General features: G+C 40.9%; 17 protein-coding genes. 1 reads left to right on the top strand and 16 read right to left on the bottom strand.

Features of this window, described 5'->3' with window-relative positions; translation table 11 throughout:
- Window positions 1-356 precede the first annotated feature (356 nt).
- Entirely contained in the window at window positions 357-1,094 is a 738-nt protein-coding gene (locus tag BUQ87_RS04300) for an NAD-dependent protein deacylase (protein ID WP_038268180.1), read from the top strand.
- Between the two features lie 47 nt (window positions 1,095-1,141).
- Here BUQ87_RS04300 and BUQ87_RS04295 read toward each other — a convergent pair whose 3' ends face one another.
- The 16 genes from BUQ87_RS04295 to ruvX all read right to left on the bottom strand — a co-directional run bounded on the left by BUQ87_RS04295 (window position 1,142) and on the right by ruvX (window position 13,393).
- A complete protein-coding gene (locus BUQ87_RS04295) occupies window positions 1,142-2,590 on the bottom strand; it encodes a putative glycoside hydrolase (RefSeq protein WP_052636437.1) in 1,449 nt (482 codons plus the stop codon).
- Window positions 2,591-2,629: 39 nt separating this feature from the next.
- Window positions 2,630-3,496, bottom strand: coding sequence for a MurR/RpiR family transcriptional regulator (locus tag BUQ87_RS04290; RefSeq protein ID WP_038268177.1), 867 nt, complete (start codon window positions 3,494-3,496; stop codon window positions 2,630-2,632).
- A 110-nt stretch (window positions 3,497-3,606) separates the two neighbouring features.
- Complete coding sequence (gene surE, locus BUQ87_RS04285) at window positions 3,607-4,380, bottom strand: 5'/3'-nucleotidase SurE (RefSeq protein WP_038268174.1); 774 nt, start codon at window positions 4,378-4,380, stop codon at window positions 3,607-3,609.
- Window positions 4,377-4,559 carry a hypothetical protein gene (locus tag BUQ87_RS15125; protein ID WP_038268172.1) on the bottom strand — a complete coding sequence of 61 codons (183 nt, stop codon included), beginning with the start codon at window positions 4,557-4,559 and terminating at the stop codon, window positions 4,377-4,379. Before BUQ87_RS15125 ends, surE begins: the two co-directional genes overlap by 4 nt.
- A 12-nt stretch (window positions 4,560-4,571) precedes the next feature.
- A complete protein-coding gene (locus BUQ87_RS04275; RefSeq protein WP_038268169.1) occupies window positions 4,572-5,006 on the bottom strand; it encodes a hypothetical protein in 435 nt (144 codons plus the stop codon).
- Entirely contained in the window at window positions 4,969-5,736 is a 768-nt protein-coding gene (locus BUQ87_RS04270; protein WP_052636435.1) for a pseudouridine synthase, read from the bottom strand. The genes BUQ87_RS04275 and BUQ87_RS04270 overlap by 38 nt, the downstream gene beginning before the upstream one ends.
- A gap of 107 nt (window positions 5,737-5,843) precedes the next feature.
- Window positions 5,844-6,371 carry an SMC-Scp complex subunit ScpB gene (gene scpB / locus BUQ87_RS04265; RefSeq protein WP_038268406.1) on the bottom strand — a complete coding sequence of 176 codons (528 nt, stop codon included), beginning with the start codon at window positions 6,369-6,371 and terminating at the stop codon, window positions 5,844-5,846.
- A complete protein-coding gene (locus BUQ87_RS04260; protein ID WP_077216650.1) occupies window positions 6,361-7,095 on the bottom strand; it encodes a segregation and condensation protein A in 735 nt (244 codons plus the stop codon). Before BUQ87_RS04260 ends, scpB begins: the two co-directional genes overlap by 11 nt.
- A 7-nt stretch (window positions 7,096-7,102) precedes the next feature.
- A complete protein-coding gene (locus tag BUQ87_RS04255; protein WP_052636433.1) occupies window positions 7,103-7,699 on the bottom strand; it encodes a site-2 protease family protein in 597 nt (198 codons plus the stop codon).
- Between the two features lie 86 nt (window positions 7,700-7,785).
- Window positions 7,786-9,450 (bottom strand): ribonuclease J, encoded by a 1,665-nt coding sequence (locus BUQ87_RS04250; protein ID WP_038268157.1) that lies wholly within the window; start codon window positions 9,448-9,450, stop codon window positions 7,786-7,788.
- A gap of 203 nt (window positions 9,451-9,653) precedes the next feature.
- Complete coding sequence (locus BUQ87_RS04245) at window positions 9,654-10,091, bottom strand: Fur family transcriptional regulator (protein WP_038268154.1); 438 nt, start codon at window positions 10,089-10,091, stop codon at window positions 9,654-9,656.
- Window positions 10,092-10,207: 116 nt separating this feature from the next.
- A complete protein-coding gene (locus BUQ87_RS15395) occupies window positions 10,208-10,369 on the bottom strand; it encodes a hypothetical protein (RefSeq protein ID WP_169738184.1) in 162 nt (53 codons plus the stop codon).
- A gap of 27 nt (window positions 10,370-10,396) precedes the next feature.
- Complete coding sequence (gene feoB, locus BUQ87_RS04240; RefSeq protein ID WP_038268151.1) at window positions 10,397-12,259, bottom strand: ferrous iron transport protein B; 1,863 nt, start codon at window positions 12,257-12,259, stop codon at window positions 10,397-10,399.
- A gap of 11 nt (window positions 12,260-12,270) precedes the next feature.
- Window positions 12,271-12,489 (bottom strand): FeoA family protein, encoded by a 219-nt coding sequence (locus BUQ87_RS04235; protein ID WP_038268148.1) that lies wholly within the window; start codon window positions 12,487-12,489, stop codon window positions 12,271-12,273.
- Window positions 12,490-12,692: 203 nt separating this feature from the next.
- Window positions 12,693-12,950 (bottom strand): DUF1292 domain-containing protein, encoded by a 258-nt coding sequence (locus tag BUQ87_RS04230; RefSeq protein ID WP_038268145.1) that lies wholly within the window; start codon window positions 12,948-12,950, stop codon window positions 12,693-12,695.
- Window positions 12,951-12,970: 20 nt separating this feature from the next.
- Complete coding sequence (gene ruvX, locus BUQ87_RS04225; RefSeq protein WP_038268143.1) at window positions 12,971-13,393, bottom strand: Holliday junction resolvase RuvX; 423 nt, start codon at window positions 13,391-13,393, stop codon at window positions 12,971-12,973.
- Between the last annotated feature and the right edge of the window lie 5 nt (window positions 13,394-13,398).

Raw genomic sequence — 13,398 nt, 5'->3', positions numbered from 1 at the left:
TTTTGTTAAAACATACATTGTAGTGACTGTAAATTCTCATAATCCAATTCCTTCAACCCTACGCCACTGTAAAATATTGACATTTCAACTGGTGCTTGTACTGTCCCATTCGATTTAAGACTAACAGAATTTTTGCGGCGTATCTTTTGAGAATACTTTTGCGGCATGCCGCAAAATTTCTGTTCGTTTTAAATTGTAGGTTTTAATCTTTTTGCATTTTGTTTTTGTTGATACATTAGTATCATTTACGATAATATTATTTAAAGTATACTCCCTTTAGCATGCTTGTAATTTACTCTCTTGTTCTCTAGAATTGATGGTATACTGTGTCTATAAAAAGATAAAGGAGTGGTATAATGTCTTCAGTAAATAAGCTTTCAGATATGATCGCAGAAAGTAGCAACATAGTCTTCTTTGGAGGTGCAGGCGTTTCAACCGAAAGCCAAATACCCGATTTTCGCTCTGGAAACGGCCTTTACAAAACCTCAAATGACAAATCGTATCCGCCGGAGGTCATGCTCAGCCACAGCTTTTTCATGTCCCACACAGATGAGTTCTTCGAGTTTTACAAGTCTAAAATGATATATGGAAATGCCCAGCCCAACATGGCCCACATATCTCTTGCCAAACTCGAAAAGCTTGGCAAGCTAAAGGCCGTAATAACCCAAAACATAGACGGGCTCCATCAAATGGCCGGTTCCCAAAATGTACTTGAGCTTCACGGCTCAATTCACAGGAATTACTGCATGGGCTGTAATTTATTTTACGACCTGGGCTACATTATATCCAGCAGTTCGAATGTTCCAAGGTGCAAAAAATGCGGTGCAATTGTAAAACCGGACGTAGTCCTCTATGAAGAAGGGCTCGACATGGATATTGTCAAATCTGCAATATCCCATATAAAAGAGTGTGACCTGCTCATAATAGGGGGTACCTCCCTTGCCGTATATCCTGCGGCAGGACTTGTGGAGTATTTCAGTGGCTCCGGCATGGTGCTCATAAACAAGACTCCAACCCCTTTTGACTACAAGGCCGACCTTGTGATAAGCGATCCTATAGGCGAAGTACTCGGAAAAGCGGTTGAAAATCTTTAAAGCCAAACAAAAACACCTGGATTTCCAGGTGTTTTTGTCTATTTGTTCTATTTTATGCTATATCTGTTACCCGCATTCCAAAGTAGGTATTCATATACCCCATTGTCATTCAGGGCCTTTATCTGAAGGTTCACTTCATTAGTTCCGTATCGTATGTGTCCCTTAACCCACGTAGCGGTAAAGTCCTGTATCCACGGCCTTATTGTCGCAGGAGTCTGCAGGTTTGAATTCCTTACAACAGAATCGTATGTGCCCTTGTATACTGTCTCATAAGGCTTTGCATCAGGAACCGCAAGCCCGTAAACTCCACTTCCATAGTGGCTTGGATACATCATAGGGCATATATAGTCTGTCACATTGCTTATGGCTTCCCAGTGCTGTCCCAGTCCCATGTCGTCTGAAACAGAACCCACAAGGCCGAACACATCCGCCGAGATATATACTTTCTTTGGTGAAAGCTGCTCTTGTGCAAATTTAAGGTATTTTTGTATTGCTTCAGGCTTGAATTCGTTATTTGTATTTCTATAGTCAAGCTTTGAATCCATCTTTCCTCCGTTCGATGCAGGGAATCTCACATAGTCAAACTGGATCTCGTTAAATCCGGCATCCGCAGCCTCTTTTGCAACTTCTATATTGTAGTTCCAAAGCTCTCTGTCGTATGCAGATACCCATTTGAGTCCATCGCTGCTTACAAATGTCTGTCCTGTGCTTTTATCTAGTATGGACCTTTCAGGATAGTCATTCGAGTATGTAGGGTCTTTAAATGAAACTATCCTGGCTATAAGATATATATTTTTTTCCCTAAGCTTTTGAGTGAACGCCTTTATGTCTTTTATAGGAGCCTTTTCATTCGCGTCAGGAGCATATTTTTCCGCCGCATTAGTCTTGAAAAGCATCTTGCCCAAATCATCTTTCACATCCACTACAAATGCATTGATTTCAGTATTTTCTGCAAGCTGTATAAGGTTTTCCAAATTGGCGCCTGCTGCCGAGTGAATAGTTACATATACTCCTTTTACTTTCACTCTCGGATTTCCCTCGTATTCTAAAGTCTTCTCGAAGGGGCTAAGGTCCAGATTCTTAAGGTTTCCAGTGAGCAAGTCTTCAAGCTTCTTCACCGTGTACTCAGCAGCTATCCATCCCTGCACATCGCCCGAGATATCCTTGTAGTTTATCTTGTACCAAAGTGTCCCTGCCTCGTCTGTTTTTTCCTCGAGTATCTCGACTCTCGACCCCTTTGGAGCCTTTGCCATTATCTGTGCGCTGCCTACAGGCTCCTGCCTTACATTAAGCTTGCTTGCGCTTATATATGCCATATTTTCCGGTTCTGCAGCCGCATTTCCGGCTTCCTTTTGAGCATTAGCCTCTGTTTCATTCTGCACCATCTGGTCCTTGCCTTCACTTCCGCCTGCGGCCTTATTGGCGCCCGTGCAGCCTACAATAAGTGTCATGCAACAAACTATAGTAGCCGCAATAATCCCATATTTCTTTTTCATTAAGATTCTCCTTTCAAATTATCTCCATGCCGTTTATGGCTACTCTTTGTCGTCATATATGTGGTATTCTTTCCATACGTGTTCAAGCTTGTCGAAATATCTCTTTATTTTGTCCTTCTCCCTCATCCCCAGAGCCACTATAAGCGCATTTATAAGACTCAAAGGCGCTACAAGCGAATCCACAAAAGACGCCATATTGCTCTTTGCTATCAGTGTGTTGTCTGAAAGGGTTGCTATTGGTGAAAGCTGGCTATCTGTAAGCGATACGACTTTTGCCCCTTGCTTTTTGGCAAATTCAAGCACCTCATAAGTCTTTTTAGAATATCTCGGAAAGCTTATGCCTATTACAAGATCCTCTTCGTCTATTTTTATTATCTGCTCGAACACATCGCTTATTCCGTAACTTACCACTATTACATTGTCCAGTATGAGGTTCAGATAAAAGCCCAGGTACTCCGTTATTGCAGTGGAGCTTCTAAGCCCAACTATGTATATCCTCTTTGCAGAAACTATATCGTCTATTACGTTTTCAAATGACTTGGGATTTATCTCATCTAAAGTGTTTCTTATGTTTTCAATGTCAGACTTTAATATCTTGTTTAGTACAGCCCAGTCATTCGAATAATCCCTTGACATTTCAACCCTTTGAACTGTTGTAAGCTTTGTTTTTATAAGTTCTTGAAGCGATTTTTGCAGCTTCGGGTACCCGTCGAATCCAAGCGCGCTGGCGAATCTGACCACCGTAGACTCGCTGACCCCAACCTTTTCTCCAAGCCTTGATGCAGTCATAAATGCCGCCTTGTCGTAGTTATCCATTATGAACTGTGCTATGAGTTTTTGACCCTTGCTTAACTTCGGAAAATTCTGCTTTATTATTTTTATAAGATCTTTCTTTTCATCGTTCATAAGAAACCCCTTCTCTTTAAATATTATTTTATGGCTCTAAAGCTTGAAAAAATCAAGTTAATAAGATAGATATTATCAGATAACCCTCTGTAGCACAATCTACCAAAGTACTATTCTTTAAATAAGTCGGCTATCTTTTCCATTTTTTCATAATTGGTCAGGTCGCTCTTAAGCGGCGTCACAGAGACATATCCCTGCTCCACGGCCGAAATATCACTGTTCGGGTCTTGTATAACACTCCTTATGCTGCCGCCCATCCAGTAGTATATGTTTCCTCTAGGGTCCCTTCTTTCCTCGAATGCGTTTTCATACTTCCTTATTCCAAGCCTTGTAAGCTTATACCCCTTGATATCTTTTCCATTCATGTTCGGAAAATTGATATTTGTCACTGTGTCTTTAAACATCGAGTCGGATTCAATATTGTTTTGTATGAAATCCATGGCCTTTTCTGCAACCCTTTTGTATTCATCGGGCGATATGTCCCTTCCATCATATGAAATTGCAATTGAAGGCTTATTCAGTATGAATCCTTCCATTGCTGCCGATACCGTCCCTGAATATACCACGTCCGTCCCAAGGTTGGATCCGTTGTTTATACCGCTTATTACGATGTCTATATTTACGTCCTTTAGTATCGCCTCTATTCCAAGCTTTACGCAGTCCGCCGGCGTTCCATTTACCGCATAAGCCTTAACAGAGTCCAGGCCGTGAAAATTCATCTCTCTGGCCTTAAGCGGCGTGTGCATTGTAATGGCGTGTCCTATGGCGCTTTTTTCGCTGTCGGGAGCCACTACAAACACATTACCATATTCAAGCGCCTCTTTTGCAATTGCATATATTCCATGAGCATATATGCCGTCGTCGTTAGTTATAAGTATGTTCATTTTTTCCTCCAAGCTGTATATACTAAATTTTTTCTATTGCTATCACTATTCCCATCACGGATATATATCATCTCCGGAATGGGACTTTGTTTTGAAAGCCTGTCCATGGTGTTTTCAATCACCATATCTTGTATGTCAAATGCATATATCTTTCCCGAAGGCTTTACCAGTTTTGCCAATTTAATCGCGTGTTATTTTTTCGCACTGTGGCATGCATGCTCGAAGAACTCAGGAAGCTTTGTGTATATGTATCTGGAATAGTCCACATCCATGCTCAGTACAAAATCCCTGTCTGAGAGCTCTTTGAACCTTATTTTCTTGTAGAAATCCTCGTCTGCATCCTTTTGAATGAGAAAAATTTTGACTCCCTCAATGTCGGCCATATTCAAGAGCGACTTTATGAGCCCGTCCTTTAGTTTGTCTAAAAACGGACCTCCTTCAAACACTACCATGTATTCCAAAAAAGCGGTTATCTCTTCCCTTTTGTATTTAGCCGCTCCAAGCAAATTTTTGCCGTCATATATCGCCATGGTGTTTTCAAGATCTGAAATCTCTATTCCTCGCTCTAGGAGTTCTTTTGAAATCGAATCAAAATCTTCTGCCCTTGCCCTTGTTATCTCTATCATTCCTATCTCCCCTTGTACTTTTTTTATGGAGCAGCTTGCCTAGTTCTTCGCTGCTTAAATAGCGCCACTCTCCGCCTTGCAGGCCTTCCAGTTTCAAGTCGCCTATAGCAGTTCTTTGAAGCCCGAGCACTTTGTGTCCTATTGCATCGCACATCTTTCTTACCTGTCTGTTCTTGCCCTCGTGTATTTTTATTTCAACGATACTCGTGCTTTTATCCTTGCTCTGCGATATTATGCTTATGCTGGCCCTTGATGTCACAAACCCTCCTATGTCGACTCCACTCCTGAACTTTTCCAGCTCTTCACCGCTTGGAACGCCTTCGATTCTTGCAACATAAGTCTTTACTAGCTCATGCTTTGGGTGTGTTACGGCATATGTAAGCTCTCCGTCATTTGTAAGTATCAAAAGTCCCGAAGTATCGTAGTCCAGCCTTCCAACAGGATATACCCTGTACTTCACTTTCACAAGGTCTATCACACTTTTTCTGCCAAACTGATCTCTTGCCGTGGATATGTACCCCGTAGGCTTGTTTAGCAGTACATACACCTTTTTTTCTTCAACCCCTATGGCCTTTCCATCGACCTTTACGCTGTCACTTTCAGGATCTATTTGCAAGCCCGGCTCTGTAACCTTTTTGCCGTTTACATATACCCTGCCTTCTGTGACTAGGTCATCCGCCTTTCTCCTTGATGCTACTCCACAGCTTGCTATATATTTATTAATTCTCATATACACTTCTCCTCAATTAAATGTTCATTTCCATTATATATCTACATGCACTTTTATTCAAACAAGACTTCTATACATAAAAAAGAAACCTGATGTATTCAGGTTTTTTATTCGACGTCCTCTTCGAAACTGTCGATATCGGGAAGCTCTTTTATTGATTCAAATCCAAATATCCTCAAAAACTCGTCCGTAGTCTTATATATTATGGGGTTTCCTATTCTCTTAAGCCTTCCCGCCTCATGTATGAGCGAATTGTCCAAAAGTGTCCTTATGGGCTTGTCGCTTTTTACTCCCCGTATCTCCTCTATCTCTATCTTGGTAACAGGCTGCTTATATGCGATTATTGAAAGAGTTTCTATTGCCGCCTGAGTCAGACTCTTTTTCTTTTGAGGTCTTAAAAGCTTCCTTATATGCGCATCATATTTCGGATTTGTAACCATTTGGTATTTGTTTTCAAGCTTTACTATATTAATGCCGCTGTCTGAATTTTGGTATTCTTCAATAAGGCTTTCAATCTCCTCTTTCACCCTTTTTCCATCTATATCCAAAATTGAGCTTATCTCATCAATTTTCATGGGCTCTGAATATACAAACAGAAGCGACTCTATAATACCCTTTATTTCTTTACTCTCCATATTCATCCACCCCTCTTATGAAAATAGGCATTGCGAATCCTTCCTGGTAAAGCCTTGCCTTTCCCTTTCGCACCATCTCAAGCGCACACAGGAATGTGACTATTGTCTCCTCGATATCCAGGCTGTATACGAAGCTGCTCAGTGGAATCTCTTTTTCAGAAGAAATTTCCCTTGCAATTATGTCAGCCTTTTCTTCAATCGAGTACATCTTTTTCTTGTACGTTTTTTCAATAAGCCTTGCCTCTGTCTCCTCGTACTTTAATATTTCCAGTATGCTTTTTAGCATCATCTCCACAGTAAGGGCTGTAAGGTCGAACTCCTCTTCAACGAGTATCTCCTCTTTTTTCCTCATGAACACCTCTCCAGACGATGAGGCCCTGTCCCGTAAAAAATGCGATGCCTTTTTAAACTTTTTATAGACGGCAAGCTTTTCGGCAAGCGGAATTCTCGGGTCTTCCTCGATTTCCTCGTCCTCTTTTGTATAGAGCAGGTATTTTGACTTTATCTCAAGAAGCTGTGCAGCCATGAGTATGAATTCGCTGGCAAGCTCAAGGTCGAACTCCCTGGCCTTTTCGATGTATTCAAGAAACTGGTTTGTTATTTCAAATATAGGCACATCATATATGTCTATCTTCTCTTTTTTTATAAGGTCGTATAGAAACTCCAAAGGCCCCTCGTACACCTTCAGATGGAAGTTTATATTCATCCCATTCTCCTCGTTCATATTGTATTTAAGCTATGCTGAAAAGTATCCTCTGCAAAACGCCTGCAATCGGGTATATTAAATGCCCCACTGTTCCAGTATACATGAGCACTAAAAGCAGCAGCATTCCAAACTTTTCATACTCCCAGTAGTAGCTTTGCACGCTTCTTGGAAGCAGTGCAAGTACTATTTTAGACCCGTCAAGAGGTGGGATCGGTATCAGGTTGAATGCTGCAAATATTATGTTGAACCTTACCGTATACGCCAGTATTTCATTCAGCGCATACATGTCAAGTGTGACTCTTCCTACTTTGTATAGTGTCAAAAACACTACCGCGCATATCATGTTGAATACAGGGCCAGCAGCAGACACTATTATCATTCCAAGCCTTTTGTTTTTGAAATTGTTTTCGTCCACAGGGACAGGCTTTGCCCATCCAAACCTAAATATTAAAAGCATTATTATCCCAATTGGGTCTATATGCTTTATGGGATCAAGTGTAAGCCTCCCGTGTCTTTTCGCGGTGTCGTCTCCCATTGCATATGCTGCCAAAGCATGGCCAAACTCATGTATTGATATAGCCAGAAGTATCGCCGGCACCGTCTTTAAAATTTCAATTAACAATGTAATCCTCCTCAGTTTGCATTTGCAAATTCATTTAAACGAGAACAAGGCATAAGCCACTATGCTCACGCCTTGTCTTTATTATATTATACTTCCATTATTATAGGCAGTATCATAGGATTTCTCTTTGTCTTTTGATACAGGAAGTTTCTAAGCTCATCCTTTATGAGGTTCTTAAGGTATGACCACTCTTTCATCTGCCTGTCTGAGCAGTCTTCAAGAGATTTTCTCACTATGAGCTTTGCGTTTTGCATAAGGTCTTCAGACTCCCTCACATATACAAATCCTCTTGATATTATATCCGGACCTGCAACTATTTCTCCGCTTTCTCTAGATATAGTGACTACAACCACCATGAGTCCGTCTTCCGAAAGATGTCTTCTGTCCCTTAACACTATGTTTCCTACATCCCCAACGCCAAGTCCGTCTACGAGTATATTTCCTGAAGGCGCAGTCCCTGCAAATTTTGCTGAATTCGGCTCCACTTCAAGTATTGCACCGTTTGAACCTATCAGTACGTTTTTCTTAGGCATTCCAAGCTCTACGGCAAGCTCACCGTGCTGTTTGAGATGTCTGTATTCTCCGTGTACCGGCATGAAAAACTTAGGCTTTATAAGTCTGTGCATAAGCTTTAGTTCTTCCTGGCATGCGTGCCCAGATACGTGTATGTCTGCAAGCGCCTCATATATTACCTCGGCACCCCTTTCAAAAAGCTGGTTTATAACCCTTGAGACAAGCTTTTCATTTCCCGGTATGGGATTTGCAGAAATTACAACAAGGTCTCCCGGCTGCACTTCAAGCTTTCTGTGCTCTGCTGCAGCCATTCTCGAAAGCGCCGACATAGGTTCTCCCTGCGACCCCGTAGTGATAATTACAAGCTCGCTTTCATTGTAATTGCCCATATCGTTTATGTCTATGAGTATTCCTTCAGGTATCTGAAGATAGCCCAGTTCTCCAGCAACTCCAACTACATTGACCATAGACCTTCCCGATACAACCACTTTCCTGTGGTATTTGTGAGCCGAATTTATTATCTGCTGAAGCCTGTGAACGTTTGATGCAAAAGTTGCAACTATTATCCTGTTCTTTGCTCCGCCAAATATTTCATCCAGATTTGAGCCGACTGTCCTTTCAGACATTGTAGCTCCTGGCCTTTCAACATTCGTACTGTCCGCCATAAGGAGAAGGACTCCCTTGCTTCCAATCTCGGCTATCCTTCCAAAGTCCATAAGGTCCTTGTCTATAGGAGTGTGGTCTATCTTGAAGTCTCCAGTGTGGAATAGTATTCCCATGTCAGTATGCACCGCAATCGCGCATGCATCAGGTATGCTGTGGTTGACCCTTATGAATTCAACTTCAAAATTGGATTTTTTTATGTTTTGCCCCGGCTTTACAACCTGAAGCTTAAGATTGTTTATCTTGTGCTCTTTAAGCTTGAACTCCACAAGACCCAGTGTAAGCTTTGTTCCATATATAGGAACGTTTATCTTCTTTAAAACATAAGGAAGCGCCCCTATATGGTCTTCGTGTCCGTGTGTCAGGAATATAGCCTTTACCTTGTCCTTGTTCTTAAGCAGATAGGTAATGTCAGGTATGACTATGTCTATCCCGAGCATCTCGTCCTCTGGGAAGCTAAGGCCGCAGTCTATTATTATTATCTCGTCCTTATACTCTATGGCCGTCATATTTTTCCCGATTTCATTAAGCCCTCCCAAAGGGATAATTTTCAGTTTTGATGAATTTTTTTTCATTTTTTCCTCCCGCAAATTTTAACATTTTTAGCATATACATGTAGTTATTGATTCCGCTCATCATTCGAAAAGGCAATAGGAATTAGGCCGGTCCTCTATCACCTTGCTTCTAATATATTTTAGCATAAAAACAATAACTGTTCAAAATAAAAAAAGACCATATTTACAGGCCTTTTAAATATCACAAGATATATAAAATGCAATTACTTGCAATTTTTACATATACCGAATACTCTCAAGTCATGATCTTTTATCTTGAAATCATAGTTTTTTTCTATGGTCTCCTCAAGCATATCCAAAAGATCTTCCCTGACCTCGATTACAACACCACAATTGTTGCATATAAGATGGTGGTGGTTGTGGTCGTCTTCGTTATTTAAAGAAAGCTCGTATCTCAAGCATCCATCATTCAAATCCAGTTTTGAGACAACATTTATGTCGTCGAGTATCTGTACTGTTCTATATACAGTAGCCAGTCCTATTTCCGGACAGCTTTGCTTTACCAGATTGTATATCTCCTCTATGCTAAGGTGTCTTCCTGTTGTACCCACAACAGTATCAACTATACTCCTCCTTTGAGGTGTAAGCTTGAATCCCTTGGCTTTTAATTTTTCTTTTATTATATCAAAATAATTTTCCATATTTTCACCCTTATTTTCAAGTAAAAAACGATATCACTTATATAAAGTATATTGTAACAGTAAAACTTTGTCAATAGCTTATTCTCAATAACATGTGCATTCTCATGTGAGCATCTCTATTTCACAGATTTACATCCGCTAACACCCGAGTGAACGCTGCATTTTTTGCAGTTTCCACTGCATTTGAACAGTTCCTTAAGATCTGTAGAACACCTTGGACATTTTAAAGTGCGGATATCAGTTATCTGATATCCGCATGTTGGACATTTTTTATTCATTATATATTCTCCCCCATAGCCTTTTGATTAAAGGATTATGCCTGCAAGAAGCCCTCCTACAAGGAATGATATTATGAAGCTTCCAAACCATATAAGCGCCGATTCAAGAGGGCTCCTCTCCTTGAATATTACCAATATGGCCGCTATGCACGGTACAAACAGCGTTATTACAACAAGAGAAACAAGAAGCTGAGCAGGGTTTAATACTCCTTCTGCCGCAAGTGTGCTCAGTCCCGCAGCTCCGAAATCTCTTCTTATTATACCCATTATAAACGTCTGTGTAACTCTCGGGTCAAGCTTTAAAAATCCTGAAGTCACAGGTGCGAAAAATTCTATCATGACATCAAGCGCTCCAGTGTGGTTTAAAACTGTAACTATTACTCCTCCTAGCACAAACAGCGGCGCAGCCTCTTTTATGAACATCCACGTCTTTAAAACAGTCTTTTTAAGCAGATTCTTAAGCTTTGGAATCCTAAGCGGAGGAAGGTCTATAAGAAGGTCTGTAGACTGTCCCGGAAGAATCTTGTTCAAAAGCGCTCCTGTGAGCCCAAATACAAGCACTATTGTGACTGTATATATTATCATGTATTTCAGTCCAAGGCTTGCTATAAGCCCTGCTATTACCCCTAGCTGTGCAGAACACGGGATTGCAAGCCCCAAAAGCATTGTGGCTATGAATCTTTCTCTTTTCGAACCGAGTATCCTAGTGGTTACTGTGGCCATTGTTACGCATCCGAAACCCAAAATCATAGGGATTATAGCACGTCCATTAAGCCCTATATAGTTGAGACTCTTGTCTACAAGCGCCGCTATCCTCGGAAGATATCCGGAATCCTCTAGCACTGACAGGAAAAAGTAGAATCCTACCACAAGAGGTGTAAGCAGCCCGAATATATATACCGGAGCCATTGTGAGCACTCCAAACTCCCCTATGAGAAGCTTTCCTGTGAATGTCGACTCGCTTACAAAATTGCTCATTATTCCATATATGAAATTATAGTAATAAGTTCCCATTATGACTTCTTCAGTCACTCCAACAACTGTCTGTGCGACAAATACTCCTATTATCTGATATAGTATATACAGCGTCGCGCACAGTATGGGGATTCCCGTAAGAGGTCTCAGCATCATTTTCCCAAGATTTTGGGAGAAAGAGGACTTCTTATGGCCATCTACTATTATACTATCCACTATTGAATCGACTCTAAGCCTTCTTTGCTTGTATATATCGTCCCTGAGCTTTGGCACATCCACCGCAGCGCACCTTTTGATTATGTTCTCATCCTCTTCAAGCGCCAAAAGCCTCTCAGAGTCCATGTTCGAGTATTTTGCCACCTGCATAAGGTTCTGCGTTACAACCTCAAGCCTGTTTCCCACTCTTGCGCTTCCAAGAGCCTCCTTGACATCCGAAAGGCCCTTTCCCTTTATCGCAGTTGTCGGTATCACATTTACCCCAAGCTTCTGAGAAAGCAGCTCGACATCGATTTCCACTCCATGTCTTTTGACATCGTCCATCATATTAAGGGCCACTATTACAGGTTTTCCCATGTCTATTATCTGCTGGGTCAAAAACAGGTCTCTTTCAAGGTGGAGTGCGTCTACAACGTTAAGTATTACGTCTGCATTAAGTATTACATCCCTTGCAACCCTTTCCTCGTCGTTGAACGACGATACTCCGTAAACTCCCGGAGTGTCCATTACAACATATTTGTCAAATCTCCCTGAACTTATGTCAACTGTAGTCCCTGGAAAATTCGAAACGTCCACGTACATTCCAGTCAAGTAGTTGAAAAATACTGATTTTCCTACATTGGGATTTCCTGCGAGAACTAGTTTTATATCGTCTGAATCTATTTCTATATTAGGTGTAAAGTTATGACAACTTGACATTCATATACCTCCTAAAGCGCTTTTACTCTTATTGTCTTGGCCAGATTTCTTCCTATTGCTATCTCTTGAAATCTATTTTGAAGAACAACCGGTCCTGAAGGGATTTTTTCAAAGCATGTGAGCTTTGCGCCTTCATATATCCCAAGCCTTATCGCCTGCGATCTTATTCCCGGATCTGGAATATTCATTATTTCTATCTCTTGTCCCCTGTTTATTTTATCTAGTGTCATATGGCCCTCCAAATATTTATTTTTTATTGGAATCTATAATCATTATCAATTAACTACTTATATTTTATACTAATTGATAATAGGTGTCAATAAATATTTTGTTCTTTGATAAAAAAAACACAATTTACAGCAAAATAAACGCCCTCTTAATTGAAAAAGAGGGCGTTTATTTTGCTATTTTGAAATTTTTCCAGCAGTAAATGCTATTGCATCTCTTCCTGCATAAGTACCTCGTATGCACTCACTACAGTCTCGTACTCCTCGTCGTTGTCTATCGAAACAAGAACTTCCTCTCCGTCTTCATCCTGCTCAATTTTAAATATTACAGCTTCCCCTTCTTCCATCTCTTCCACTGGGGCAAGTATTGCATACTCGCTTCCCTCTGCCTCAAGAGTCATTATTATTTCAAATTCAACTTCGTTTCCATCCTGGTCAAGTAGCGTTACTATGTTTTCTTCCATATCAGCACCTCTTTATTATATTATTTTTTCATATTTTCCATGTCGAGATATCCCTGCAGTATAAATACCGCCGCAAGCATGTCTACGACTTTCTTCCTCTTTTTCCTGCTCACATCAGCCTCTATAAGAGTTCTGTGGGCTGCAACGGTTGTAAGCCTTTCATCCCAAAAATCGACTTCTATGTCAATTTTCTTTTTCATCCTCTCCACGAATTTGAGCACTTTCTCTCCCTGAGGGCCAAGTGTCCCATTCATGTTTTTCGGAAGCCCTACCACCGCTTTTTTGATTCCATTGTCTTTCACTATGGCCTCAAGCTCCAAAAAGTCCTTTTCATAACTTGACCTTCTTATGGTCTTTACGCCTTGGGCCGTCAGTCCCATAATGTCGCTTACAGCAACACCTATGGTCTTGTCTCCCACATCAAGTCCTATCTTTTTTTCCATAAATC

Source organism: Peptoclostridium litorale DSM 5388 (assembly GCF_900141635.1).
GTDB lineage: Bacteria > Bacillota > Clostridia > Peptostreptococcales > Peptostreptococcaceae > Peptoclostridium > Peptoclostridium litorale.
Note: the sequence above shows the minus strand (reverse complement) of the source record. Positions and strands in the feature narration are given on the sequence as shown.

Excerpts from the sequence above, each read along its gene's own strand:
- BUQ87_RS04300 (WP_038268180.1), top strand. The coding sequence starts at position 357 with ATGTCTTCAGTAAATAAGCTTTCAGATATGATCGCAGAAAGTAGCAAC.
- BUQ87_RS04295 (WP_052636437.1), bottom strand. The coding sequence starts at position 2,590 with ATGAAAAAGAAATATGGGATTATTGCGGCTACTATAGTTTGTTGCATG.
- BUQ87_RS04290 (WP_038268177.1), bottom strand. The coding sequence starts at position 3,496 with ATGAACGATGAAAAGAAAGATCTTATAAAAATAATAAAGCAGAATTTT.
- surE (WP_038268174.1), bottom strand. The coding sequence starts at position 4,380 with ATGAACATACTTATAACTAACGACGACGGCATATATGCTCATGGAATA.
- BUQ87_RS04275 (WP_038268169.1), bottom strand. The coding sequence starts at position 5,006 with ATGATAGAGATAACAAGGGCAAGGGCAGAAGATTTTGATTCGATTTCA.
- BUQ87_RS04270 (WP_052636435.1), bottom strand. The coding sequence starts at position 5,736 with ATGAGAATTAATAAATATATAGCAAGCTGTGGAGTAGCATCAAGGAGA.
- scpB (WP_038268406.1), bottom strand. The coding sequence starts at position 6,371 with ATGGAGAGTAAAGAAATAAAGGGTATTATAGAGTCGCTTCTGTTTGTA.
- BUQ87_RS04260 (WP_077216650.1), bottom strand. The coding sequence starts at position 7,095 with ATGAACGAGGAGAATGGGATGAATATAAACTTCCATCTGAAGGTGTAC.
- BUQ87_RS04250 (WP_038268157.1), bottom strand. The coding sequence starts at position 9,450 with ATGAAAAAAAATTCATCAAAACTGAAAATTATCCCTTTGGGAGGGCTT.
- BUQ87_RS04245 (WP_038268154.1), bottom strand. The coding sequence starts at position 10,091 with ATGGAAAATTATTTTGATATAATAAAAGAAAAATTAAAAGCCAAGGGA.
- BUQ87_RS15395 (WP_169738184.1), bottom strand. The coding sequence starts at position 10,369 with ATGAATAAAAAATGTCCAACATGCGGATATCAGATAACTGATATCCGC.
- feoB (WP_038268151.1), bottom strand. The coding sequence starts at position 12,259 with ATGTCAAGTTGTCATAACTTTACACCTAATATAGAAATAGATTCAGAC.
- BUQ87_RS04235 (WP_038268148.1), bottom strand. The coding sequence starts at position 12,489 with ATGACACTAGATAAAATAAACAGGGGACAAGAGATAGAAATAATGAAT.
- BUQ87_RS04230 (WP_038268145.1), bottom strand. The coding sequence starts at position 12,950 with ATGGAAGAAAACATAGTAACGCTACTTGACCAGGATGGAAACGAAGTT.
- ruvX (WP_038268143.1), bottom strand. The coding sequence starts at position 13,393 with ATGGAAAAAAAGATAGGACTTGATGTGGGAGACAAGACCATAGGTGTT.